Origin of the sequence: Oryzobacter telluris (assembly GCF_043099285.1) — a bacterium.
GTDB classification, from domain to species: domain Bacteria; phylum Actinomycetota; class Actinomycetes; order Actinomycetales; family Dermatophilaceae; genus Oryzobacter; species Oryzobacter telluris.
In genome coordinates this window covers 1252403-1276500 of record NZ_CP170723.1, presented here as the reverse complement: position 1 = coordinate 1276500, position 24098 = coordinate 1252403, and the positions used below count along the sequence as shown (strand labels likewise).

Annotated in this window: 25 protein-coding genes; 14 read left to right on the top strand and 11 right to left on the bottom strand. The window is 73.9% G+C overall.

Annotation, left to right across the window (positions count from 1 at the left end):
- Window position 1 precedes the first annotated feature (1 nt).
- Entirely contained in the window at window positions 2-415 is a 414-nt protein-coding gene (locus tag ACFLFB_RS05795) for a MarR family winged helix-turn-helix transcriptional regulator (protein ID WP_392544758.1), read from the bottom strand.
- Between the two features lie 304 nt (window positions 416-719).
- On the opposite strand from ACFLFB_RS05795, the gene ACFLFB_RS05790 reads away from it, so the two are divergent.
- The 8 genes from ACFLFB_RS05790 to ACFLFB_RS05755 all read left to right on the top strand — a co-directional run bounded on the left by ACFLFB_RS05790 (window position 720) and on the right by ACFLFB_RS05755 (window position 8932).
- Window positions 720-1559: a purine-nucleoside phosphorylase gene (locus ACFLFB_RS05790; RefSeq protein ID WP_392544757.1), complete on the top strand. Its 840-nt coding sequence runs from the start codon at window positions 720-722 to the stop codon at window positions 1557-1559.
- A gap of 10 nt (window positions 1560-1569) precedes the next feature.
- The gene (locus tag ACFLFB_RS05785) at window positions 1570-3255 is read left to right on the top strand and encodes a phospho-sugar mutase (protein WP_392544756.1); all 1686 of its coding nucleotides are present in this window, start codon (window positions 1570-1572) and stop codon (window positions 3253-3255) included.
- A 7-nt stretch (window positions 3256-3262) separates the two neighbouring features.
- Window positions 3263-4033, top strand: coding sequence for a DUF4241 domain-containing protein (locus ACFLFB_RS05780; protein ID WP_392544755.1), 771 nt, complete (start codon window positions 3263-3265; stop codon window positions 4031-4033).
- Window positions 4034-4242: 209 nt separating this feature from the next.
- A complete protein-coding gene (locus tag ACFLFB_RS05775; protein WP_392544754.1) occupies window positions 4243-4833 on the top strand; it encodes a hypothetical protein in 591 nt (196 codons plus the stop codon).
- A 161-nt stretch (window positions 4834-4994) separates the two neighbouring features.
- On the top strand, window positions 4995-5936 hold the full coding sequence (gene deoC, locus ACFLFB_RS05770) for a deoxyribose-phosphate aldolase (RefSeq protein WP_392545388.1): 942 nt from the start codon (window positions 4995-4997) through the stop codon (window positions 5934-5936).
- A gap of 31 nt (window positions 5937-5967) precedes the next feature.
- Window positions 5968-7416, top strand: coding sequence for an aldehyde dehydrogenase family protein (locus tag ACFLFB_RS05765; RefSeq protein ID WP_392544753.1), 1449 nt, complete (start codon window positions 5968-5970; stop codon window positions 7414-7416).
- Window positions 7413-8333 carry an aldehyde dehydrogenase family protein gene (locus ACFLFB_RS05760; RefSeq protein ID WP_392544752.1) on the top strand — a complete coding sequence of 307 codons (921 nt, stop codon included), beginning with the start codon at window positions 7413-7415 and terminating at the stop codon, window positions 8331-8333. Before ACFLFB_RS05765 ends, ACFLFB_RS05760 begins: the two co-directional genes overlap by 4 nt.
- On the top strand, window positions 8330-8932 hold the full coding sequence (locus ACFLFB_RS05755) for a uridine kinase (protein ID WP_392544751.1): 603 nt from the start codon (window positions 8330-8332) through the stop codon (window positions 8930-8932). The genes ACFLFB_RS05760 and ACFLFB_RS05755 overlap by 4 nt, the downstream gene beginning before the upstream one ends.
- Window positions 8933-8939: 7 nt before the next feature.
- On the opposite strand, the gene ACFLFB_RS05750 is transcribed toward ACFLFB_RS05755, so the two are convergent.
- The 4 genes from ACFLFB_RS05750 to ACFLFB_RS05735 are packed head-to-tail and all read right to left on the bottom strand — an operon-like array spanning window position 8940 to window position 11989.
- The gene (locus ACFLFB_RS05750) at window positions 8940-9317 is read right to left on the bottom strand and encodes a hypothetical protein (RefSeq protein WP_392544750.1); all 378 of its coding nucleotides are present in this window, start codon (window positions 9315-9317) and stop codon (window positions 8940-8942) included.
- On the bottom strand, window positions 9307-9603 hold the full coding sequence (locus tag ACFLFB_RS05745; RefSeq protein ID WP_392544749.1) for a hypothetical protein: 297 nt from the start codon (window positions 9601-9603) through the stop codon (window positions 9307-9309). The genes ACFLFB_RS05750 and ACFLFB_RS05745 overlap by 11 nt, the downstream gene beginning before the upstream one ends.
- Window positions 9600-11177, bottom strand: coding sequence for a radical SAM protein (locus ACFLFB_RS05740; RefSeq protein ID WP_392544748.1), 1578 nt, complete (start codon window positions 11175-11177; stop codon window positions 9600-9602). Before ACFLFB_RS05740 ends, ACFLFB_RS05745 begins: the two co-directional genes overlap by 4 nt.
- Window positions 11174-11989: a prolipoprotein diacylglyceryl transferase gene (locus ACFLFB_RS05735; protein WP_392544747.1), complete on the bottom strand. Its 816-nt coding sequence runs from the start codon at window positions 11987-11989 to the stop codon at window positions 11174-11176. The genes ACFLFB_RS05740 and ACFLFB_RS05735 overlap by 4 nt, the downstream gene beginning before the upstream one ends.
- Window positions 11990-12192: 203 nt before the next feature.
- On the opposite strand from ACFLFB_RS05735, the gene ACFLFB_RS05730 reads away from it, so the two are divergent.
- The 5 genes from ACFLFB_RS05730 to ACFLFB_RS05710 are packed head-to-tail and all read left to right on the top strand — an operon-like array spanning window position 12193 to window position 17414.
- Window positions 12193-13248 (top strand): hypothetical protein, encoded by a 1056-nt coding sequence (locus ACFLFB_RS05730; RefSeq protein WP_392544746.1) that lies wholly within the window; start codon window positions 12193-12195, stop codon window positions 13246-13248.
- Window positions 13221-13898 carry a DUF4129 domain-containing protein gene (locus ACFLFB_RS05725; protein ID WP_392544745.1) on the top strand — a complete coding sequence of 226 codons (678 nt, stop codon included), beginning with the start codon at window positions 13221-13223 and terminating at the stop codon, window positions 13896-13898. The genes ACFLFB_RS05730 and ACFLFB_RS05725 overlap by 28 nt, the downstream gene beginning before the upstream one ends.
- Complete coding sequence (locus ACFLFB_RS05720) at window positions 13895-15142, top strand: DUF4350 domain-containing protein (protein WP_392544744.1); 1248 nt, start codon at window positions 13895-13897, stop codon at window positions 15140-15142. The genes ACFLFB_RS05725 and ACFLFB_RS05720 overlap by 4 nt, the downstream gene beginning before the upstream one ends.
- Window positions 15139-16122 (top strand): AAA family ATPase, encoded by a 984-nt coding sequence (locus tag ACFLFB_RS05715; RefSeq protein WP_392544743.1) that lies wholly within the window; start codon window positions 15139-15141, stop codon window positions 16120-16122. Before ACFLFB_RS05720 ends, ACFLFB_RS05715 begins: the two co-directional genes overlap by 4 nt.
- Window positions 16122-17414 (top strand): DUF58 domain-containing protein, encoded by a 1293-nt coding sequence (locus tag ACFLFB_RS05710; protein WP_392544742.1) that lies wholly within the window; start codon window positions 16122-16124, stop codon window positions 17412-17414. Before ACFLFB_RS05715 ends, ACFLFB_RS05710 begins: the two co-directional genes overlap by 1 nt.
- Before the next feature lie 133 nt (window positions 17415-17547).
- Here the strand turns inward: ACFLFB_RS05710 and ACFLFB_RS05705 are convergent, their stop codons facing one another.
- On the bottom strand, window positions 17548-18546 hold the full coding sequence (locus ACFLFB_RS05705; protein ID WP_392544741.1) for a stage II sporulation protein M: 999 nt from the start codon (window positions 18544-18546) through the stop codon (window positions 17548-17550).
- 80 nt (window positions 18547-18626) lie between these two features.
- Between ACFLFB_RS05705 and ACFLFB_RS05700 the strand changes: the two genes are divergently transcribed.
- A complete protein-coding gene (locus ACFLFB_RS05700; protein WP_392544740.1) occupies window positions 18627-19457 on the top strand; it encodes an RDD family protein in 831 nt (276 codons plus the stop codon).
- 116 nt (window positions 19458-19573) lie between these two features.
- On the opposite strand, the gene ACFLFB_RS05695 is transcribed toward ACFLFB_RS05700, so the two are convergent.
- From ACFLFB_RS05695 to ACFLFB_RS05675, 5 genes are all read right to left on the bottom strand, one after another.
- On the bottom strand, window positions 19574-20686 hold the full coding sequence (locus ACFLFB_RS05695; protein WP_392544739.1) for an adenosine deaminase: 1113 nt from the start codon (window positions 20684-20686) through the stop codon (window positions 19574-19576).
- A 45-nt stretch (window positions 20687-20731) separates the two neighbouring features.
- The gene (locus tag ACFLFB_RS05690) at window positions 20732-20980 is read right to left on the bottom strand and encodes an SCO4226 family nickel-binding protein (protein WP_392544738.1); all 249 of its coding nucleotides are present in this window, start codon (window positions 20978-20980) and stop codon (window positions 20732-20734) included.
- Window positions 20981-21075: 95 nt separating this feature from the next.
- Entirely contained in the window at window positions 21076-22365 is a 1290-nt protein-coding gene (locus ACFLFB_RS05685) for a thymidine phosphorylase (RefSeq protein WP_392544737.1), read from the bottom strand.
- A gap of 60 nt (window positions 22366-22425) precedes the next feature.
- Window positions 22426-22863, bottom strand: coding sequence for a cytidine deaminase (locus ACFLFB_RS05680; protein WP_392544736.1), 438 nt, complete (start codon window positions 22861-22863; stop codon window positions 22426-22428).
- A complete protein-coding gene (locus ACFLFB_RS05675) occupies window positions 22860-24083 on the bottom strand; it encodes an amidohydrolase (protein ID WP_392544735.1) in 1224 nt (407 codons plus the stop codon). Before ACFLFB_RS05675 ends, ACFLFB_RS05680 begins: the two co-directional genes overlap by 4 nt.
- Window positions 24084-24098 lie beyond the last annotated feature (15 nt).

The window sequence follows — 24098 nt, the reverse complement described above, 5'->3', positions numbered from 1 at the left end:
GTCATCCCTCCCGGAGGGCTGCGGCCAGGCGCCGCACGGTGGTGGTGAGGTCGGTGGGGTCGACCCCCTGGCTGGTGACGAGGGCGTCGAAGTGGTCGCCGAGGACGTGGCCGGCGGCGGCCAGCCGCTCTCCCCCGACTGCCGTGATGCGCAGCTCGCGCCGGTTGCCCGCACCGCGCCCGATGTCGAGCAGCCCGTCGCGGGCCAGGCCCGCGACCATCCGGCTCGTCGCGGCCTCGCTCGACCCGAGCCGGTCGGCGAGGTCGCGCTGGGTGGGGCCGTCGGCATCCGACACGTGGAGCAGGACGAGGAAGCGCTTGTAGGTCAGGCCGACGTCGTGGCGGGCGAGCAGCCCGTCGGCGGCGCGGTCCATCAGGGCGACGAGGAGGTGGAGCTCGTGGGCGAGGCTGGGCACGACTCCATACTTGCACCTGCAACTTGCAGATGCAAGGCCAATCGAGGGCCGCAGGTGACCGAGCGCGCTCGAGCGGCCACTCAGTCGCGACCTACCGCCTGGTTGGTGGGGCGATCACCCCACCTACCAGGCGGTAGGACGCACTCGAGGAGGAGGCGGGGCGAGCGCGCGCAGCCCGCTCCACCTCGCGCGCTACGGGGCAGCAGGTGTCGTGATCGCCGCACGTACTGCCCCGTAGCGCGGGCTCCCTGAGGGGGCGGGGCGGGCGGTAGGAGGGAGGGCGCGGCGTCGGTAGGCTCCCCCCGTGACCGACACCGCCGCCAGCCACGACCTGTCCGACCCGACGACCGACCCGTTCGCCGTCGCCGAGGCCGCCGCCGCGGTCATCCGCGAGCGCACCGGCGTCGACCGCCACGACGTGGCTCTCGTGCTGGGCTCCGGGTGGGGCCAGACGGGCGACCGGATCGGCGAGACGCTGGCCACCATCGAGAACACCGACGTCCCCGGCTTCGGCAGGGCGGCCGTCGCGGGCCACAGCGGCCAGATGCGCTCGGTGGCCATCGGCGACACCGGCCGCCGCGCGCTCGTCTACGGCACCCGCACCCACTTCTACGAGGGCAAGGGCGTGCGCTCGGTGGTCCACGGCGTGCGTACCGCCGCCGCTGCGGGCTGCACGACCATCGTCATCACCAACGGCTGTGGCGGGCTGCGGCCCGAGTGGGCTCCGGGCACCCCGGTCCTCATCTCCGACCACATCAACCTCACCGCGCACTCCCCCATCGAGGGCGCCAACTTCGTCGACCTCACCGACCTGTACTCCCCGCGGCTGCGCGCCGTCGCGCAGGAGGTCGACAGCACCCTCGACGAGGGCGTGTACGTCCAGTTCCGTGGGCCGCACTACGAGACCCCCGCCGAGGTGCGGATGGCGCGGGTGCTCGGCGGCGACCTCGTCGGCATGTCGACCTCGCTCGAGGCGATCGCGGCGCGGCAGAGCGGCCTCGAGGTCCTGGGCATCTCGCTCGTCACCAACGCGGCCGCCGGCATCTCCGAGACCCCGCTGAGCCACGAGGAGGTCCTCGAGGCGGGCCAGGCCGCCGCCGAGCGCTGCGGCAGCCTCCTCGCCGCGGTCGTGGCCCGGATCTGAGGCCGCACCGATGAGCGACGCCGCCCTCACCGACCTGCTCACCGCCGCCCGCGCCTGGGCCGCCGACGACCCCGACCCGGCCACGCGGGCCGAGCTCGAGGGCCTGGCCTCGCGCGCCGAGGCCGGTGACACCGACGCCACCACCCAGCTCGCCGACGCGATGTCGGGGATGCTCGAGTTCGGCACCGCCGGGCTGCGCGGTCGCCTCGGCGGTGGGCCGAACCGGATGAACCGGGCGGTCGTCATCCGCGCCGCCGCCGGCCTCACCGGTTACCTGCGCACGGTCACCGACGAGCCCGTCGTCGTCGTCGGCTACGACGCGCGCACGAACTCCGACGTCTTCGCGGCCGACACCTGCGCGGTCGTGACCGGGGCCGGAGGGCGCGCCGTCGTCCTCCCGCGGCCGCTCCCGACGCCGGTGCTCGCCTACGCGATCCGGCACCTCGGCGCCGACGCCGGCGTCATGGTCACCGCGTCGCACAACCCGCCCGAGGACAACGGCTACAAGGTGTACGTCGGCGACGGGTCGCAGATCGTGCCGCCGGTCGACGGGCTCATCGCCGCGCAGATCGCCGCGGTCGCGTCCGTCGAGTCGGTCCCCCGGGCCGACGACGGCTGGGAGACCCTCGACGACGAGGTGCTCGAGTCCTACCTCGCCGACGTGCGCGAGGTCGTCGCGCCCGACAGCCCCCGCGAGGTCACCGTCGTCCACACCGCGCTGCACGGCGTCGGCTCGGAGACGGTGCGCCGCGCTTTCCTCGCCGCCGGGTACGCCGAGCCGATCCCGGTGCCGTCGCAGGCCGAGCCCGACCCGATGTTCCCCACCGTGTCCTTCCCCAACCCCGAGGAGCCCGGCGCGATGGACGCCGCCCTCGACCTCGCCGAGCAGACCGGGCCCGACGTCGTCATCGCCAACGACCCCGATGCCGACCGCTGTGCGGTGGCCGTCCCCGGTCCCGGGGGCTGGAGGATGCTGCGCGGCGACGAGGTCGGCGCCCTCCTCGGCTCGCACGTGCTCTCGCGGGGGGCCGCCGGTGGCGTGGTCCCCGACTCCGCCGACTGCGTGTTCGCCAACTCCATCGTCTCGTCACGGCTGCTCGCCACGATGTGTCGTGCGGCCGGGGTCCGCCACGAGGAGACCCTCACGGGCTTCAAGTGGATCGGCCGCGTCCCCGGCCTGCGGTACGGGTACGAGGAGGCGCTCGGGTACTGCGTCGACCCCGCGAGCGTGCGCGACAAGGACGGCGTCTCGGCCGCCCTGCTCGTCGCCGAGCTCGTGGCCTCCCTTCGCGCACAGGGCCGTTCGCTCACCGACCGGCTCGACGACCTCGCCCGCGAGCACGGCGTCTACGCCACCGACGCGTTCTCGGTGCGCGTCGAGGACCTCTCCCTCATCGGGCGGATCATGGACCGGCTGCGGGCGCAGCCGCTGACCTCCGTGGCCGGGGTCGACGTGGTCCGCGCCGACGACCTGGCGCAGGGCGACGGCGGGCTGCCCCCCACCGAAGGGCTGCGCTACTTCCTCGCCGACGACTCGCGCGTCATCGTGCGTCCGTCGGGCACCGAGCCCAAGCTCAAGGTGTACCTCGAGGTCGTCGAACCGGTCAGCGGGGACGACCTCAAGGGCGCCCGTGAGCGCGCCGCCGCCCGCCTGGCCGCCGTCCGCGCCGACCTCGAGTCCGCCACCCGCCTCTGACCGCGACGTGGGCACCGGGGGGAGCAGGGCACCGCGACGTCTCGTCGTCGGCGCGCTCCTGGGCGGGCTCGCGGCGGCGGTCTCGGGCTGCGAGCGGCCCACCCACCTGACCACCCCGACGTCGGGCTCCGCCGGCACCAACCCGGTCGAGTTCCCCGAGGGTCCGCTCGACACCGCCTCCCTCCTCCCCTACGGCGGCAGGTACCGCACCGAGGACGGTCGGGCCGTGACCCTCGACCGCGTCGCCGGGCCGCCCCTCGATGCCAGCGGTGAGGTGGCGTTCGCCGACCCCGGCTTCTTCCGGTACGAGGAGGTCGCCGCCGTCGCCTCGTTCACGGGGCCGGTCGCGTGCGAGCTGGGGATGTTCGCCTTCCCGGCCACCACGGTCGACGGACGCGATGTGGCCGCCCACCGCCGCGCGGCCACCGTGGCGTTCGGCGACGTCGCCGCGGTCGAGCGCTGGGAGGACGCCCGTGACGCCACGGGCGAGCGCCTGGGCTTCGGCGCCGACGCGGGGACGGGTGCCCTGTACGACGTCGGGTCGAAGAAGGCCCTCGACACCCTGGCGGAGGACGTCATCGGCCCGCTGTTCCGCGAGGTCATCCGGGTGGGGTTCGCCGCCGTGGTGGTCGACGGACGGACCGCCGCCGTGATGTTCGACTGCGGGGTCGGAGACGGCTGGTACCCCGCCTACCTCGGCCACGACCCGCAGGGGTCGGTGGTCGCCGTCGCCGCCGACCTCGAGCTCCACCACCACCTCACCCGCCTCACCTCCTGAGGACCGAGGAACCTCCGAGGTCTCAGCCGATCAGGTGCAGGTGGGGCGAAACGGGCTCGTGGGGAGGCGATCTCGCCTAGGTTGGCCGTGAGTCGCCCCTGGGGATGCGGTCACCAGACCGTGCCGGTCGGCTCGCACCCCACGTCTCGAGCCCGCGGACGACACTCCCTGCGCACCGCCCCTGCCTCTGCGACCGGAAGTCCCCAGCCATGTCAGCCACGCCCGGCTCCCCCCTGCCCGAGACCACCCCTCGGGTCCCCCGCCGCTCCATCGCCCGGGGCGCCGTCTGGGCCGTCCCCGTCATCGTCGTCGGCGCCGCCGCGCCCATGGTCTCCGCCTCGACGACCGACTGCCCCACGATCCCTCTGTACGGCGACCCGGCGTGGGCCATCGACGAGGTCGGCCGCATGTCGGGGGACGCAGCCCGCTTCCTCGGCACCGACTTCGTCGTGACGGGTCAGGGCACCTCGTTCTACACCGCCGTGGCGTACACCACGATCGACGTGGTCGCCGGCCGGGTCTACACGTTCGCCTACACCGTGACCGTCGACCCAGCGTCCGCGGGGCCGGGTACCCGCGGCAACATCAGCTACCTCGGGTTCGACGGGCAGAACCAAGGCGACTCCTCCGTCAACACCAGCGACGGCATCCTGTATCGCACCGTCACCTTCGCCGTCACCGCCAACACGACCGGTCCCACGAACCTGGAGTTCGTGTCGACCGTCTACCCCGGGTCCAACCCCGCCCACGACGTCACGTTCTCGTCGATCACGCTCACCTGCGGACCCCCGCCCGTGTGACCCTCTGCCCCGGCCGACGGTGGCGAGAGGTGACGAAGGTGCGAGACGCCGGTCGTCGGGTGCTGCCCCCTGCGCCGGTGTCCACAGGGTGAACGCCCCCGTAGACTCGACCGGTGAGCACCACCACCGCAGTCGACCCCACGGCACGCGCCCGGGACCTCCTGGGCGTCTCGCGCCTGAGCAACCACGCCCTCACCAGCTGGCTGCACGGCCTGCCGGGCGTCGACCAGGTCGGCTGCGAGTCCCGCGCCGCCGGGCTCGGCACCCGCTCGATCAAGACGACGAGCAAGGCGTGGGCCATCGACCTCGCCATCTCGATGATCGACCTCACCACCCTCGAGGGCTCCGACACCCGCGGCAAGGTCCGCGGCCTGGCCGCCCGCGCGGTCACCCCGGACCCCAGCGACCTCACCACGCCCAGCCCGGCCGCGGTCTGCGTCTACGGCGACATGGTCGAGACCGCCAAGGAGGCGCTCGGCGACTCCGGCGTCAAGGTCGCCGCCGTCGCCACCGCCTTCCCGAGCGGTCGGGCGAGCCGTGCCGTCAAGCTCGCCGACACCGCGGACGCCGTCAACGCCGGCGCCGACGAGATCGACATGGTCATCGACCGCGGGGCGTTCCTCTCCGGCGACTACCTCACGGTCTTCCGCGAGATCGCCGAGACCAAGGCCGCCTGCGGCGACGCCCGCCTCAAGGTCATCATGGAGACCGGCGAGCTCGTCACCTACGACAACGTGCGCCGCGCCTCGTGGCTGTCGATGCTCGCGGGCGGCGACTTCATCAAGACCTCCACCGGCAAGATCTCCCCCGCCGCCACCCTGCCCGTCACCCTCGTCATGCTCGAGGCCGTGCGCGACTGGCAGGGCCTCACCGGCGAGATGGTCGGCGTGAAGCCGGCCGGCGGCATCCGCACGAGCAAGGACGCCATCAAGTTCCTCGTCACGGTCTCCGAGATCGCGGGCGAGGAGTGGCTCGACAACACCTGGTTCCGCTTCGGCGCCTCGAGCCTGCTCAACGACCTCGTGCTCCAGCGACAGAAGATGGCGACCGGCGCCTACTCGGGTGCCGACTACGTCGCCGACGACGCCCCCAGCGGCTACTGACCGGCCACCCCGCACCTTCAGGAAGCAGCCCATGCCCCCCTTTGAGTACGCACCGGCGCCCGAGTCGCGCAGCGTCGTCGACATCGCGAGCAGCTACGGGCTGTTCATCGGCGGCGAGTTCGTCGAGGCCAGCGGCGGCACGCCGTTCAAGACGGTCAACCCCGCCACCGAGGAGACCCTCGCCGAGGTGTCCGAGGCCACCCCCGAGGACGTCGACACCGCCGTCCGCGCGGCCCGGCAGGCCTACTCCCGCGTCTGGTCGCGGATGAGCGGCGCCGACCGCGGCAAGTACCTCTACCGGATCGCCCGCATCCTGCAGGAGCGCGCCCGCGAGTTCGCCGTCCTGGAGACCCTCGACAACGGCAAGCCGATCAAGGAGAGCCGCGACGTCGACGTCCCGCTCGCCGCGGCGCACTTCTTCTACCACGCGGGCTGGGCCGACAAGCTCGAGCACGCCTCGCTCGGCAGCGACCCCCGCCCGGTCGGCGTCGTCGGCCAGGTCATCCCGTGGAACTTCCCGCTCCTCATGCTCGCGTGGAAGATCGCGCCGGCCCTCGCCTGCGGGAACACGGTCGTCCTCAAGCCCGCCGAGACCACGCCGCTCACCGCGCTGCTCTTCGCCGAGGTCTGCCAGCAGGCCGAGGTGCCGCCGGGTGTCGTCAACATCGTCACCGGCGCCGGCACCACCGGCCAGGCGATCGTCGACCACCCGGGCATCGACAAGCTCGCCTTCACGGGCTCCACCGGCGTCGGCAAGATGATCGCCCGCGCCATCGCCGGCACCCGCAAGAAGGCCACCCTCGAGCTCGGTGGCAAGGGCGCGAACATCGTGTTCGACGACGCCCCCATCGACCAGGCCGTCGAGGGCATCGTCACCGGCATCTTCTTCAACCAGGGTCACGTCTGCTGCGCCGGCAGCCGCCTCCTCGTGCAGGAGAACGTCGCCGACGAGGTCCTCGCCCGCCTGCAGCGCCGCCTGATGACGCTGCGCGTCGGCGACCCCATGGACAAGAACACCGACGTCGGCGCCATCAACAGCGCCGCGCAGCTCGGCCGCATCGAGTCGCTCGTCGAGGCCGGAGAGGCCGAGGGCGCCACCCGCTGGGACAGCGGCTGCGAGCTGCCGAGCAGCGGCTACTGGTTCCGCCCCACGGTGTTCAGCGGCGTCAGCCAGTCGCACCGCGTCGCCCAGGAGGAGATCTTCGGCCCGGTCGTCTCGGTGCTCACCTTCCGCACCCCCGGCGAGGCCGTGGCCAAGGCGAACAACACCCCCTACGGCCTGTCGGCCGGCGTCTGGACCGAGAAGGGCAGCCGCATCCTCTGGATGGCCGACCAGCTGCGGGCCGGCGTCGTGTGGGCCAACACGTTCAACAAGTTCGACCCCACCTCGCCGTTCGGCGGGTACAAGGAGTCGGGCTACGGCCGCGAGGGCGGTCGCCACGGCCTCGAGGCCTACGTCACGACGGGAGCCGGGAAGTGAGCACGCGCGTGGACGTCCGCAAGACGTACAAGCTCTACATCGGGGGGAAGTTCCCCCGCAGCGAGAGCGGCCGCTCCTACGAGGTGTTCGCCGCCCCCAGCGGGTCGCGCCGTGGCGCCGCCGCGGCCCCGCGCTTCCTCGCCAACGCCGCGATGGGGTCGCGCAAGGACGCCCGTGACGCCGTCGTCGCCGCCCGCAAGGCCCAGCCCGGCTGGGCCGGCGCCACCGCGTACAACCGGGGCCAGGTGCTCTACCGGGTCGCCGAGGTGATGGAGGGCCGCCGCGCGCAGCTCGTCCAGGACGTCCGCGACAGCGAGGGCCTCACCCCCGCCCGCGCCGAGGCCGTCGTCTCCGCGGCCATCGACCGGTGGGTCTGGTACGCCGGCTGGTCCGACAAGTTCACGCAGGTGCTCGGCGGGCTCAACCCCGTGGCCGGCCCCTACTTCGACATCTCCGCCCCCGAGGCCACCGGTGTCGTCGCCGTGCTGGCGCCGCAGGCGTCGAGCCTGCTCGGCCTGGTGTCGGTCGTCGCTCCGGTCGTCGTCTCCGGCAACACCGTCGTCGTCCTCACCAGCGAGGACCGGCCGCTGCCGGCGATCACCCTCGCCGAGTGCCTCGCGACCTCTGACGTGCCCGGCGGCGTGGTCAACATCGTCACCGGCCGCACCGCAGAGGTCGCGCCGTGGCTCGCCAGCCACCGCGACGTCAACGCCATCGACCTCACCGGCGCCGCGGGTGCCGAGGGCGTCGTGTGGGGCGACCTCGAGCTCGCCGCCGCCGAGAACCTCAAGCGCGTGGTGCGCCCCGGCGGCACCGGCGCCGAGGCCGTCGAGCCCGACTTCGAGCCGGTCCCCGACCTGCGCCGCCTGTCGTCCTTCCTCGAGACCAAGACGGTCTGGCACCCCAAGGGCCGATGACGGGCCGCGGCCGCGTCGTCGTCCTCGCCGGTCCGAGCGGCGCCGGGAAGTCGCGGCTCGCCGCGCGCCTCGACGCCACCCACGGCTGGCCGGTGTTCCGGCTCGACGACTTCTACCGCGACCTCGACGACCCCGCGATGCCGCGCAGCGCCGACCTCGGCATCGTCGACTGGGACCACCCGGACAGCTGGGACGCCGACGCCGCGGTCGAGGCCCTGTGCACGCTCGTCGACACCGGCCGGGTCGACACCCCGGTCTACGACATCGCCACGAGCCGGGCGGTCGGGACCCGTGAGGTCGTCGTCGGGCCCGACCAGCTGGTCGTGGCCGAGGGCATCTTCGCTGCCGAGGTCGTCGGCGCGCTGCGCGAGCGCGGGGTCCTGCACAGCGCCTGGTGCGTCCACCACCGCCCCCAGGTGACCTACGTGCGGCGCCTGCTGCGCGACCTCAGGGAGCGGCGCAAGCCGCCGCTCGTCCTCGTGCGCCGCGGGCTGACGCTGATGCGGGCCGAGCCCGAGATCGTGCGCCGCCAGACGGCGCTGGGTGCTGTTCCGGCGCGCGCCGCGGGTGTCGAGCGGGCGCTGCGCGCCTCCGCCTGACGGCGGTTCAGCCGGAGAGGACGATGGGCAGGCAGAGTCCGCCGCCCACGATCATCCCGATGGCGATCCCGAGGATGATGCCCTGCCCGAGCTGCCGGGACCGTCGCCACACGATGAGCCCCACGGCCACGGCGAGCAGCGCCGCGAGGAGCCCGATGACGGCCGCCTGGGGAACCGCGGACGTGGTGTCGCCGAAGCTGGTTCCCAGGATCACGACGAAGCTGACGACGACCCACAGCACGAAGCCGATCGGCACGCCGAGGAGGATGAGCGCCCAGTGGTAGCGGCCCGTCGACGGCGGCTGGTGGGGACGGCCGGACGGGTCGTACGGGTTGACGGGCGGCCCGGGAGGCGGCCCCGTCGGCGGCTGCTGGTCAGCGGACACCGAGCACCTCCAGGGTGGTGAGGACGGCGCCGACCGTCCCGGCGAGGGCGAGCAGGCCGAGGTAGGCCAGCACGAGGCGGGTGTCGCGCAGCACGCACTTCGAGCGCTCGAGGCCGGCTCGGCGGGCCCGCCAGTAGCCGGCGAAGCCGAGGGCGGCGAAGCCGACGACCGCGAACGGGCCGGCGAGCCAGGCGATGAGGGCCACGGTGGCGAAGACGCACAGCCGCAGCGGGTCGTACGGCTGTGGGGGTGCCACCGCTGGGGTGGGCGGGGCCTGGGCGGTCACGTGGACGACACCTCCGAGGTGGCTCGACCACCGGTGGCGGTCGAGATCCGGGTGCGGGACAACGGTGCCCACGCCTGCACGGCGCAGAACGGGGCGCACTGGTGGGCGTCGGTCAGCTCGTTGACGGTGGCCACGTGCACGCAGCACTGGAGCAGCCGCTCCTCGACCATCGTCGACATGTCCATGAACGGCTTGACGGTGACGCGCAGGACCCGCTCCCCCAGCATCGCGCGCAGCTTGCGCCGCTGGCCGGGCAGCGCGCTGGCGGCGAGGGTGCGCAGCGTGCCGATCCCGAGGTCGCAGCTCTCGCAGACGTCCTTCCACAGCTGCCCGACGTCGGGGTGCGAGAGGGAGGACTGCTCGGAGAGCAGGCCCATGAGCGAGTCCTTGACCACCGCGCGCATCGTCGCGGGGATGGCGTCGTCGGCGATCCGGTTGGCCACGAGGTCGGGGTTGAGCTCGAGCAGCTCCTTGAGCCGGTCGTGCCCGACGAGGGAGGTCAGGGAGCGCCAGGTCCCACCGTCGTCGCGCAGCAGGTAGCCGACCGAGCAGCAGTGCGGGTGCGAGCAGGGCAGCGCGGTGAGGTCGCGCCAGGTCACCTGGCCGCCCGTCTGCCCCTCGAGCCGCGCGAGGACGCCCGTGTGGGTGAGGCGGTCGAGCGGGTCGATGCCCGCCGACCGACCCGACCCGAACACCGGCTGGATGGTGACGCCGCCGACGTACGGGGTGTCGAGCCCGCGCTTGATGACGGCGCCGATCTCCTCGTCGTTGACCCCCATGGCGACGGTCATGGTCAGGGTCGTGAACACGCCTGCGCCCGAGAGCCGTTCGACGGCCAGGTCCTTCTGCCGGCTCAGGTCGGCGCCGCGGTGGTGGCGGGAGGCGTCGGCGGAGAGCCCGTCGTACTGGAGGTAGACCTCGACCCGCTCCCGGTGCCGGGCGAGGAGGGCCAGCAGCGCGTCATCGGTGGCGATGCGGATCCCGTTGGTGTTCACCAGGATCCGCACGATGGGTCGCTGCGACAGTGCGTCGAGGAGCTCGGCGAGGCGCGGGTAGAGCGTCGGCTCGCCACCGCTGAGCATCACGACGTCGATGCGGCCGTTCTCGCGCGAGAGCCGGGTGTCGACCGACGCCAGCACCTGCTCCAGCGGCGCGACCGCACCCAGTGCCGGCGAGGACTCGGCGAAGCACGTGGGACACCGCAGGTTGCAGTGGTCGGTGACGTCCTCGAGGAGGATGCAGGTGTGCTGGGTCTGCATCTCCGGCAGGCCCTGCGCGTAGGCCGACGGCACCGGCAGCCAGTTCCCGCGGACGTCGGGGACGTGCTGCTTCGTCGGCGCGGTCCACTCCTCGAGGTAGGACAGGATCTCGGGCGACTCGTCGTACAGGGTTCGCACGAGCCCGTGGTCGGGGCAGCCGCGCTCGAGCCAGACCCGGTCGTCGCGCACGACCAGCCACCCCGAGAGCCGGCGGACGTCCTCGAGCGGGCGCTGGGGGTCCTCCTCGTGGCAGGTCGGGCAGAAGGCGACCACGTAGCGGTGCACGCGGTCGCCCCGCAGCGGCATCCCGCTCATGCGGAGACCTCCTGGGGTCGGGTGACGGTGGGCTCGGCCGGGTCGCGCGTGGCCCGGTGGCGGCGCACCAGCACCGCGACGCGCAGCAGGACCACCGGGATGGTGACGGCGAGGAACAGCTGCGGTCGGGTGAGCCCGTGCCACGCGACCTCGTTGCCGCGGACGAACTCGACGAGGAAGCGGAAGACCCCGTAGCCGGCCACGTAGAGGACGAAGGTCGTCCCGGGTTCGAGCCGCTGGTGCCGCAGCCAGCCCCACAGCACCGCGAAGGCCGCGAGGTGGAAGGCGATCTCGTAGGCGAACGAGGGGTGCAGCGGGACCCCGGCCGGCGCACCGAGGCGCTCCGCGGCCGCGGGGTCGAGGGTCAGGCCGAACGTGCCGCCGGTCGGCGTTCCGGGCACCTCGGTGAGCAGGCACCCCACCCGGCCCACCGCCATCCCCAGGGCCACGGCCGGGGCGAACAGGTCGCCGGTGCGCATCCGGTAGCCGACGAGGCGCTTGGCCACGTGCACCCCGAGCCACGCGCCGACGAGACCGCCGAGGACCGAGCGGTTGCCGTAGGTCCACTGCTCGACCGCCCCGGCGTTGTCGCGGAGCTGCACGTGCTGCAGCCACGTCCCCATCCGCATCAGCACGGCGCCGCCGAGCAGGGCGCCGATCACGACCCACACCAGGCGCTCGTCGGTGTGGCCCCGGCGGCGCGCCTCCACGACGAAGACCAGGGCGGCCGCGAGCACCCCGAGCGCGACGAACACCTCGTGCGTCGGGAGGGTGAGGTGGACCCCCAGGATGTCCCCCACCGTCGGAAACATGCGCCGAGCCTGCCACCTGCGCGACGCGGGGGGAAGCACCGACCGCACCTCCCGCGGGGAGTGCGTCGGTTAGGGTCGTTCCGTGGTCGAGCCGGGGGCAGCAGATGAGTGACCAGCCGTGGGTCGCACCGGGGTCGACGACGCCCGGTGGGCCGTCGTCGAGCCCTCCGCCGCCGCCTCCCCCGCCCCCCGGGTCCGCACCGATGCCGCCCGGGTACCCGCCCCCGGCACCGGGGTACGCGCCCCCGACCGGCGGGTTCGCGCCTCCCCCGCCCGGTTCGATGCCCGGTGGCGCCCCCTACGTCGCGGGCCTGGAGTTCCGGCCCGGCATCGTCCCGCTGCGCCCGCTCACCCTCGGTGACATCTTCGGCGGCGTCACCAAGGCGATCCGCGGGAACGTCGCCGCCACCATCGGGCTGGCCGTCGTCACCTCGCTCGTCTGCCTCGTGCCCACCACCGCGCTCGGCGCGTGGCTCGGCAGCCTCGAGACCGGGAGCCTGGAGTCCACCGAGTTCGGCGTCGGGGTGTTCGCCCAGTACGTCCCCGCCATCGGCTCCACGCTGTCCTCGATCGCGCTCACCGGCTTCCTCGCCTACGTCATCGGCCAGGCGGTGCTCGGCCGCAAGGTCAGCATCGGGGAGACGTGGGACGGCACCCGGCGACGGCTGCCCGCGCTGATCGGCGTCGTGCTCCTCGTCGTGCTCGGCTCGGTCCTCATCCTCGGTGTCCTCATCGGGCCGGGCGTCGCCCTGTTCGTGCAGGCGGGCGACTTCGACGGCATCGCGTTCCTCGTCACGGCCGTGGGCACCCTCGCGGCGGTCGTCCTCTACGTCTTCCTCTGGGTGAGGCTGGGGTTCGCCACTGCGCTCATCGTCCTCGAGGGCCGGGGGGTCATCGCGTCGCTGCGCCGCTCCTGGGAGCTGACGCGCAGCGGGTTCTGGCGGCTGTTCGGCATCCGCCTCCTCACCTCGGTCGTCGTCGGCTTCGCGGCCCAGATCATCACGCTGCCCATCGCCCTCGGCGGCGTCGTCGCCGTCATCGCGGCGGGGGCCGAGGACCAGATCTTCATGTGGCAGGCGATCCTCACCGGCGTCGCCAGCCTCATCGCCGGCGCCCTGACCACCCCGTTCACGGCGGGGGTCGACGCCCTGCTCACCGTCGACGCGCGGATCCGCCGCGAGGGCCTGGACGTCCAGCTCATCCACGCGTCGCAGCACGGCGGACCGGCGCCGTGGCCGAGCGCGGCCCGGACCTCCTGAGCCCGGTGCGCGCCGACCCCCCGCTCGACCCGACCTCGCCCGAGGCGCGGCAGTGGCTCGAGGACGAGCTGCGCCGCGGGATCTACCACGAGCAGAAGGGCCTGCTGGCCCGGCTCTGGGAGTGGCTGGGCGACATCCTCGGCCGGACCGTCACCGGCGCCGGGCTGCCCGCGTGGACCATCTGGGTCGCGATCATCGTGGGGGTCCTCGTCGTGGGCCTGGTGCTGGCGCGCTCGCTGCGCTCCGAGCGCCGGATGACCGGCCGGTCGCGCGGGGGCGTCCTCGACGGCCCGGTCCGCACCGCCGCCGAGCACCGCGCCGACGCCCGGGCCGCGCTGGCCGCCGGCGACCACGACACCGCCGTGCTCGAGGGCTACCGGGCGATCGCCCGGGCGGCGGTCGAGCGCACCCTCCTCGACGACCTCCCCGGACGCACGGCCCACGAGGTGTCCGTGCAGCTCGTCCCCGTCTTCCCGGCCCACGGTGGCCCCCTGGCCACGGCGGCCGACACGTTCGACGCCGTGCGGTACGGCCGCCGGACGGCGAGCGCCGACGCCGCGCGCGCCGTGGTCGACCTCGACGAGACGCTGTCGACGACCCGGCCGGTCCTGCCCGAGCTGCCCGACTCCGCCCTCGTGGTGACCCCGTGAGCGCCGACACCGCGAGCGCGGACACCGTGCTGGGCGAGCCGGGGACCGTCCGACCGACCCGGCCGTGGCAGCGCTTCCTCACCCGGCGCACCGGTGCCTACGCCGGGGTCGTGGCGCTCGGCGTCGTCCTGCTCTCCCTGCTCGCGCTGTCGGCCCAGCGGCCGGCTGCTCCCCTCGACCCGGAGGGCGTCGGGCCCGTGGGTGCCCGCGCCCTCGCCGAGGTCCTGCGCCGCCAGGGCGTCGAGGTCGAGGTGGTGCGCTCCATCGCCGGGCTCGAGGGCGCCGGCGTCGACCGCCTCACCACCGTCCTCGTCGCCGACCCCACCAACCTCGGCAGCGGGGCCGCCGTGCGCACCTCGGGTGCGGTGCGCGACGCCGGGCGGCTCGTCCTCGTCAACCCCGACAGCGACCAGCTGCGCCGGATGGAGGTGCCGGTCACCTCGTACCCGGGCGGCACCGACGACCTCCCGGCCCGGTGTGACTCACCGCTGGCCCGCGACGACGACGCGATCGCGTTCTCGGACACCCGCTTCCTCGTGCAGCCCGCCGCACGCGGTGCCGTCTCCTGCTTCCCGCTCCCCGGGCCCGACGGCAAGGACGACCCCGAGGGGTCGGGCGTCGCCATGGTCGAGCTCCCCTCGGCGGCGGCCTACCCGAACACCGTTGTCGTCGGCTTCGGTTCGGCGTGGACGAACGAGTCGATCACGGCCGCGAGCGACGCGGGGCTCGCGGTCCGCGCGCTCGGGTCCACGCCCCGGCTCGTCTGGTACCAGCCCGGGACGAGCGACCTCACCGCCGGCGGCCCGGGCGAGGAGGGCGCCGCGCCCGCGGACGTCTGGCCCGCCTGGACGTGGCCCGCCACGACCCTGGTCTTCCTCGCCGTCGTCCTGCTCGCCCTGGCCCGCGGCCGGCGCCTCGGCCGGCTCGTGCGCGAGCCGCTGCCCGTCGTGGTGCGGGCCGTGGAGACCACCGAGTCCCGCGGCCGCCTCTACCGCCGGTCGGGTGACCGCCAGCGGGCGGCGACCGTGCTCCGGGTGGCCACGCGCGACCGCCTCGGCCGCCGCCTCGCCGTGCCCCGCGCCGCCGGAGAGGCCGCCCTCGTCCACGCCGTCGCGTCCGTGAGCGGCCTGCCCGCCCAGCACGCCGGCACCATCCTGTTCGGACCGCCCCCGGCCGACGACTCCGCCCTGATCCAGCTCGCCCAGCAGCTCACCGACCTCGAGGAGAGGGTCCGACACCCATGACCGAGCACCAGTCCGCCACACCGCAGTCCGCAGAGGGGGCGCGCGCCGCGCTCCTGGCCGTGCGCGCCGAGGTCGCCAAGGCCGTCGTCGGGCAGGAGGCCGCCGTCGCCGGGCTCCTCGTCGCCCTGCTGTGCCGCGGCCACATCCTCCTCGAGGGCGTGCCGGGGGTCGCGAAGACGCTGCTCGTCCGCAGCCTGGCCGCCGCCCTCGACATCGGGACCAAGCGCGTGCAGTTCACCCCTGACCTCATGCCCGGCGACCTCACCGGCTCCCTCGTCTTCGACGCGCGGGCCAGCGACTTCTCGTTCCGCCAGGGACCGGTGTTCACGAACCTGCTCCTCGCCGACGAGATCAACCGCACGCCCCCGAAGACCCAGTCGGCGCTGCTCGAGGCGATGGAGGAGAAGCAGGTGTCCGTCGACGGGCAGGCCCACGCGCTCCCCTCGCCGTTCATGGTCGCCGCGACCCAGAACCCGGTCGAGTACGAGGGCACCTACCCGCTGCCCGAGGCCCAGCTCGACCGCTTCCTCCTCAAGGTCGTCCTGCCGGTGCCCGGCCGCGACGACGAGGTGCAGGTGCTCCGCCGCCACGCCGGGGGCTTCGACCCCCGCGACCTCGCTGCCGCCGGGGTGCGCCCGGTCGCCGGCGCCGCCGACCTCGACGCCGGTGCCGCCGCGGTGCGTGCCGTCACGGTGTCGGACGAGGTCGCCACGTACGTCGTCGACATCGCCCGGGCCACCCGCACCTCGCCCTCGCTGTCGTTGGGCGTCTCGCCCCGTGGCGCGACCGCGCTGATGAACACGGCGCGGGCGTGGGCCTGGCTGTCGGGGCGCACCTACGTGACGCCCGACGACGTCAAGGCGCTCGCGCACGCGACGCTCGCGCACCGGCTCTCGCTGCGCCCGGAGGCCGAGCTCGAGGGCGTCGGCGTCGCCTCGGTGCTCGACAGCGCCCTCGGCTCGGTGCCCGTCCCCCGCTGATGTCGATCACGTGGCGCACCGTCGCGCTGGCCCTGCTGGGGCTGGCGCCGGTCGCGCTGTGGCCGCAGGGGTCCACGGTGCGCTGGTGGGTCCTCGTCGTCGTGCTCCTCGTCGCCCTCGACCTCGCCCTCGCGGTGTCGCCCAGGGTGCTGCGCCTGTCGCGCAGCGCCTCTACCCAGGTGCGCCTGGGCGAGGAGACGACGAGCACGCTGTGGGTCACCAACACCGGGGCCCGCGGGGTGCGCGGGCTGCTGCGCGACGCGTGGCCCCCCTCCGCCGGTGCCCGTGATGCCGTCCACCGCCTCGAGGTGCCGCCGCACGAGCGCGTGCAGGTCACCACGCACCTGGCGCCGACCCGCCGTGGGGACCGCCGGGCCGACCGGGTGACCCTGCGGGTCAACGGCCCGCTGGGGCTGGCGTCGCGCCAGCGGTCGGTCGAGGTGCCGGGGTCGTTCCGCGCGCTGCACGCCTTCCCGGCGCGCAAGCACCTGCCCAGCCGGCTCGCCGTGCTGCGCCAGCTCGACGGCCGCGCCGCCGTGCGCACCCGTGGCCAGGGCACCGAGTTCGACAGCCTGCGCGACTACGTCGACGGCGACGACGTCCGCTCCATCGACTGGCGGGCCACGGCTCGGCGCCAGCACCTCGTCGTGCGCACCTGGCAGCCCGAGCAGCACCGGCGCGTCGTCATCGTCCTCGACACCTCGCGCACCAGCGCCGGCCGCATCGGTGACGCGCCGCGCCTCGACGCCGCCATGGATGCCGCCCTCCTCCTCACCGCGCTGGCCGGCCACGCCCGCGACCGGGTGCAGGTCATCGCCGGCGACCGGGTGGTCCACGCCCGCATCTCCGGGACCGACCGCGCCCGGCTGCTCCACGACACCATCAGCACGCTGGCGCCGGTGGAGGCGCGGCTGGTCGAGGCCGACTGGTCGGCGCTGGCCACCGAGGTCGTCCGCCTCGGCACGCACCGGGCGCTCGTCGTCCTCCTCACGGCGCTGGAGTCGTCGGCCGTCGAGGAGGGGCTGCTGCCCGTCCTCCCACCGCTCGTCGCCCACCACCGGGTGGTCGTCGCGTCCGTGGCCGACCCGGCGCTCGAGGCGATGCGCACCGCCCGGACGTCGACCGGCCAGGTCTACGACGCGGCCGCGGCCGAGCGGGCGAGCTCGCTGCGTCGGCGCACGGCGTCCGCGCTGGAGCAGCTGGGGGTCGACGTCATCGACGCCGCGCACGACGTCCTGCCGGTGCGGCTCGCCGACCACTACCTCATGCTCAAGCGCCAGGGCCTGCTCTAGCCGGCCCGAGCTCCTGGGCCGTCACGGTGATGGCGCAGTACTTCCTCGATGACGCGGATGTACCCGCGCCACCGGCAAGGTTCTGCGCCGTACCAGAGATGGCGCAGAAGGTCGGACGACCGCGACCCGGTTCTCAGGCGGCGCTGACGGGGGCGACGTCGCCGGCGTCACGGGCCAGGACGTCACCGGTGACGCCCTCGCGGGCGGCCCGGCGACCGACGACGAAGACGTACGCCAGGAACAGCGACTCGGCGAGCACCCCGATGGCGATGCGCGCCCACGTGGGCAGGCCCGACGGGGTCACGAATCCCTCGATGAAGCCGCTGACCAGGAGCACCGCGACGAGCCCGAGCGAGATCGCGATGGCGGTGCGCCCCTCCGCTGCGAACGACTCGAGCCGGCTGCGCGGCCCGGGTTCGATCCAGGACCAGAACAGCCGCAACCCGATTCCCGCCGCGACGAACACCGCGGTGAGCTCGAGGAGGCCGTGCGGGAGGATCAGCCCGAAGAACAGGGCACCACGGTCGTTGGAGATCATCAGGGCCGCCGCGACGCCGACCGCCGAGACGTTCTGGCCGAGGATCCACAGCACGGGGAGCCCCAGCGTCCCGAGCGCGATGCAGAGCGCGGCGACGCGGGCGTTGTTGAGCCACACCAGGGTTCCGAACTCGCCGTGCGGGAACTCGGAGTAGTAGTTCTCGAAGTCGGTGCCGACGTACGCGTCGATCTCGGCGGGCGTCATCCGCGACTCCCAGACCTCGGGGTGGTTCAGCCCCCACCACGCGACGGCGCTGGCGAGCAGCACGCTGAGGACGGCGGTCGTCCCCCACCACCACCGCGTCCGGTAGAGCGCGGCCGGGAAGGTGCGGGTGAAGAAGCCGAGGAGGTCGGCCCAGGTCGACGACCGGGCGCCCGACGACGCGACCCGCGCCCGGGCCAGGACCGACGACAGGTACGACACGACCGACGGGTCGGGGCTCGCCGACCGCACGACCGACAGGTGGGTGCTGACGCGCTGGTAGAGGTCGAGGAGCTCGTCGGCCTCGGCACCGCTGAGCCGGCGTCGCGAGGACAGCTCCTCGAGGCGACGCCACTGCGGCTGGTGCACCGTGAGGTAGGCGTCGAGGTCCACGCGGCGAGCGTAACCCGAAGCCCCGACGCCGTGGGCCCGACCCGAGGACCCCGCCCGCGATCGCGGGTTAGGCTCGCCGCGTGAGCGACCACGGGGGCTATCGCAGCTACGCGGGCGACGACCTCGTCACGGGTGAGGGCGTCGCCGTCGAGGTGCCCGCCGCCAGCGTGGCCGCCCGGATGGCGTCGGGTGCCATCGACGTCGGCATCGCCCTGGTCCTGCTCGTCGGCGGCTTCGTCGTCTTCGGCCTGGCCCTCGGATCGGCGTCGGACGCGCTCATCGGGATCGTCTCCATCCTCTGGAGCACGATCGTGCTCATGGTCCTCCCGGCGGCGGTCGAGACGTTCACCCGCGGGCGCACCCTGGGGAAGCTGGCGCTCGGGCTGCGGGTCGTGCGCGACGACGGAGGACCGCTCACGGCGCGCCACGCCATCGTGCGGTCCCTCGTCGGCTTCGTCGAGATCTACCTGCTGCTGGGGGCGCCGGCGCTCATCGTCGCGATGATCCACCCGCGCGCGAAACGGTTGGGAGACATGGCTGCCGGCACCGTCGTGGTGTCGCAGCGCGCCAGCCTGCGGCTCACGGCGCCGCCGATCATGCACTACTCGATGCAGCAGTGGGCCGTGAACGCCGACATCACCTCGCTGCCCTCCGGGCTCACGGTCGCGGTGCGCCAGTTCCTCTCCCGCGCACCGTCGTTGTCACCCGACTCGCGCCACCGGCTGGGCGTCGACCTGCTGCGCACGATGCTGCCGCACGTCAGCCCGCCGCCTCCCGCGGGCCACCACCCGGAGGTCGTCCTCGCGGCGATCATCGCCGAGCGGCGCCGGCGAGACCTCGAGCGGCTGTGGCGCGAGGAGCGGCTGCGGGCGCGCGTCCTCCCGGCCGACCCCCTCCTCCCCCACCCCTAGACCGCGACATCGTGCGACTTCGGTACGGGTTTCCGCCTGCCGAGGTCGGAGAACCGCACCCAAGTCGCACGAAGTCGCCGGCTCGCGGGCGCCTGACCCGTGGGGTCAGGGGCGGGTCAGGCGTGGGCGCCGAGGGCGGCGTAGCCCGGCTTGACGACGTGCTCGATGATCTCGAGCCGCTCGTCGAACGGCAGGAACGCCGACTTCAGGGCGTTGATCGTCGCCCAGCGCAGGTCCTCGATGCTCCAGCCCGCCTCGTCGACGAGCAGCTGCATCTCGCGCGACATCGACGTGCCGCTCATGAGCCGGTTGTCGGTGTTCACCGTGACGCGGAACCGCAGGTCCTTGAGCATCGTGATGGGGTGCTCGGCCACCGAGGCCGCGGCGCCGGTCTGGATGTTCGAGCTCGGGCACATCTCGAGCGGGATGCGGCAGTCGCGCACGTACGCCGAGAGCAGGCCGAGGGTGGGCGCGCCACCATCGGCATCGACCTCGATGTCGTCGACGATGCGCACCCCGTGGCCGAGCCGGTCGGCCCCGCACCACTGGATGGCCTCCCAGATCGACGGCAGGCCGAAGCCCTCGCCGGCGTGGATGGTGAAGTGCGCGTTCTCGCGGCGCAGGTACTCGAAGGCGTCGAGGTGGCGGGTGGGAGGGAAGCCGGCCTCGGCGCCGGCGATGTCGAAGCCGCCGACCCCACGGTCGCGGTACGCCACGGCCAGCTCGGCGATCTCACGGCTGCGCGCGGCGTGCCGCATGGCCGTGAGGAGGGTGCGCATCCGGATGGGCGTGCCGGCGGCCGCCGCCTCCTGCTCACCCTCGCGGAAGCCGGCCTGGACCGCCTCGACGACCCGCTCGAGCGACAGCCCGCCCTCGATGTGCAGCTCGGGGGCGAAGCGCGACTCGGCGTAGACGACACCGTCGGCGGCGAGGTCGAGGGCGCACTCGCGGGCGACGCGGGTCAGCTGCTCCTCGGTCTGCATGACGGCGACGGTGTGCGAGAACGTCTCGAGGTAGCGCTCGAGCGACCCGGAGTCGGCGGCGTCGCGGAACCAGGCACCCAGGGCGGCCGGGTCGGTGGTCGGCAGGTCGGTGTAGCCCGCGGCCTCGGCGAGCTCGACGACCGTGGCGGGCCGCAGCCCTCCGTCGAGGTGGTCGTGCAGCAGCGCCTTCGGAGCGCGCGAGACGACGGTGGCGGGGACGGCGACGGCAGCGGTGGGGTCGGACACGGCCTCACCCTAGCGCCGGGCGCGGTGGCGTCCTCCGGGCCCCGGTCACACGCTGAGCGGCACCTCGTGGATCTCGTCGGCGGGGTGCCCGGCCCGCGCGTGGATGCGCTGGACGGCCTCCCGGCTCGGCGCCTCCGACAGGCAGTAGACGATGCCGAGGGTGGGGTCGGCCCACGCCTGCTTGAACACCACCGCCTCGTCGTCCTGGATGGCGAGGTCGGCGTCGTGCGCCTCCTTCAGTCCCTCCTCGGTGATGCCGACCATGCCGCGGTGGACGTCCATGAACTCAGGCATGCCTGCGCCCCTTCCCTGCAGACCCCCGCCCGGTGGCCGGGGTGGTGACCCCGACGCTATGACGGCGCGGACGCCACGGCCATGGCCCGGTCGAGCTAGGCGATCCGGTCGATGACGATGGGCGTGCGCTCCACCGGGGTGCCGTCGGTGGCGATGGTGATGGCGCCCTGGAGGGCGTCCTGCGCGCGCTCGAAGCGCTCGGGGGTGTCGGTGTGCAGGGTGAGCAGGACGTCGCCCTCGCGCACGGCGTCGCCCGGCTTGGCGTGCATCTCGATGCCGGCGCCCGCCTGCACCGGGTCCTCCTTGCGGGCGCGTCCCGCACCGAGCCGCCACGCGGCGACGCCCACGGCGAACGCGTCGAGCCCGGAGAGGACACCGGACGCACCGGCCCGCACCTCGTGGGTGTCGGTGGCGACGGGCAAGGGGGCGTCGGGGTCGCCGCCCTGGGCCGCGATCATCCGGCGCCAGGCGTCCATCGCGCGGCCGTCCTCCAGCGCGGCGGCGACGTCCTGGCCGCCCCGGCCCGCTGCCTCGAGCATCTCCTCGGCGAGGCGGACGGTGAGCTCGACGACATCGGCCGGGCCGCCACCGGCGAGGACCTCCACCGACTCGCGGACCTCGAGGGCGTTGCCCGCGGTGAGGCCGAGCGGCGTGGCCATGTCGGTGAGGAGGGCGACGGTGTTGACTCCGGCGTCGGTGCCGAGGTCGACCATCGTGCGGGCGAGCTCGGTGGCGTCCTCCCGGTTCTTCATGAAGGCGCCGCTGCCGACCTTGACGTCGAGGACGAGGGCGCCGGTGCCCTCGGCGATCTTCTTGCTCATGATCGAGGAGGCGATGAGCGGGATCGCCTCGACGGTGCCGGTGACGTCGCGCAGGGCGTAGAGCTTCTTGTCGGCCGGAGCGAGCCCGGAGCCGGCCGCGCAGATGACGGCGCCGACGTCCTCGAGCTGGCGCATCATCGCCTCGTTGGTGATGGAGGCCTGCCAGCCGGCGATCGACTCGAGCTTGTCGAGGGTGCCGCCGGTGTGGCCCAGGCCGCGGCCGCTCAGCTGCGGGACGGCGACGTCGAAGACCGCGACGAGGGGCGCGAGCGGGAGGGTGATCTTGTCGCCGACGCCGCCGGTGGAGTGCTTGTCGGCGGTGGGGCGCGACAGACCGGAGAAGTCCATGCGCTCGCCGCTGGCGATCATCGCCGCGGTCCAGATGGAGATCTCGCGGCGGTTCATCCCGTTGAGGAGGACCGCCATGGCGAGGGCGCTCATCTGCTCGTCGGCGACGGCTCCACGCGTGTAGGCGTCGATGACCCAGCGGATCTCGTCGTCGGACAGCTCACGGCGGTCACGCTTGTGGGTGATGACGTCGACGGCATCGAAGGCTTCGCTCATCGGGCCATCATGGCAGGGGCCGAGCGCGTCGTGTCCGAGCCCCCAGCCGGGTTTGGCCGGTCAGGTGCGGACGGGCGAGACGGCGTCGAGGGTCTCGCGGCCGAACGCCTGCGGGAGCACCTCGGCCATCGTCAGCACGCCCTCCGGCGTCTGCACCAGCGTCTCGGGAGATCCGTTCTCCCACAACAGCTGTCGGCACCGGCCGCACGCCATCAGGGCGTTGCCGTTCTTGTCGACGCAGCTGACGGCCACGAGCACGCCGCCGCCGGTCTTGTGCAGTTCGGAGACCATCCCACACTCGGCGCACAGGGTGACCCCGTAGGCGGCGTTCTCGACGTTGCAGCCCGAGACGATGCGGCCGTCGTCGACGAGACCCGCCACCCCGACGGGGAAGCCGCTGTACGGCGCGTACGAGAGCGTCGTCATCCGGACCGCCTCGGCGTGCAGGGCGTCCCAGTCGACGTCAGGGGTTGTACCGGTGGGGCCGTCGGAGCTCACGTCGCCTCCAGGGTGCTGTCGTCGGGGCGGGCGGTGCGGCCGCGGCGGAGCACCGCCACGGAGGCGAGGAGCCGGGCCCCGAGGGTGATCGAGCGCTCGTCGACGACGAGGTCGCCCTGGTGCAGGTCGAACGTGGGCCCGCCGTGGGTGCGCGTGCCGAGCCGCGCCATCGCCCCGTCGGTGTGGGCCAGGTACCAGGAGAAGTCCTCGCCACCGAGGGACTGCGTCGTCGGCACCGGGTGCATGCCGCCGGCCAGCGACGCGAGCCGGAAGGCCTCGATGCCCGTGGCCGAGTTGACCACCGGCGGCACGCCCTTGACCCGCTCGACCTTGGCCTGCACGCCGTACGGCTGCACGACGCCGTGGACGATCTCCTCGAGCAGCGGGCCGACCGTGAGCCAGGCCTGCGCGTCGAGCATCCGCAGCGTGCCGCGGCACTCGCCGGTGGAGGGGATGACGTTGGGCGCGCGGCCGGCGCTGATGGTGCCCCACACGAGGGCGGTGCCGGTGCGCGGGTCGAGGCGACGGGAGAGCACCGCGGGCACGTCGGTGACGACCTTGGCCAGCGCGTAGGTGAGGTCCTCGGTGAGCTGCGGGCGCGAGGTGTGTCCGCCGCGACCGTGCAGCGACACGGCCACCTGGTCGCAGGCCGCGGTCAGCGCACCCTCGCGCAGGCCGACCTCGCCGACGTCGAGCGTGGGGTCGCAGTGCACGGCGAAGACGACGTCGACGCCGTCGAGGGCGCCGGCCGTGATGGCCTCGAGCGCGCCGCCGGGCATGATCTCCTCGGCCGCCTGGAAGATGCCGCGCACGGCGATCCCGCGCTCCACGAGTGCTGCCTCGCACTCCTTGAGGGCGAGCATCGCGCCGAGCAGGGCGGCGGTGTGGACGTCGTGGCCGCAGGCGTGGGTGACGCCCGGCGTGGTCGACGCGAAGTCGAGACCGGTGCGCTCACGCACGGGCAGCGCGTCGATGTCGGCGCGCAGCGCGACGCGGTGGGTGGGCTCGGGGGCACCGACCTCGGCGAGGAGCCCGGTCCCGGGCATGAGGCGGACGGAGACACCGGAGGCGTCGAGTCGGCGGGCCACGACATCGGTCGTGCGCGTCTCCTCACGGGACAGCTCGGGGTGGGCATGGAGGTCACGGCGGACGTCGATGAGCTCGGCTGCGAGGTGGGAGATGCGCTCGCCGAGGGCGGCGAGAAGGGCATCGTCGTTCATCAGGCGGCCGAGTCT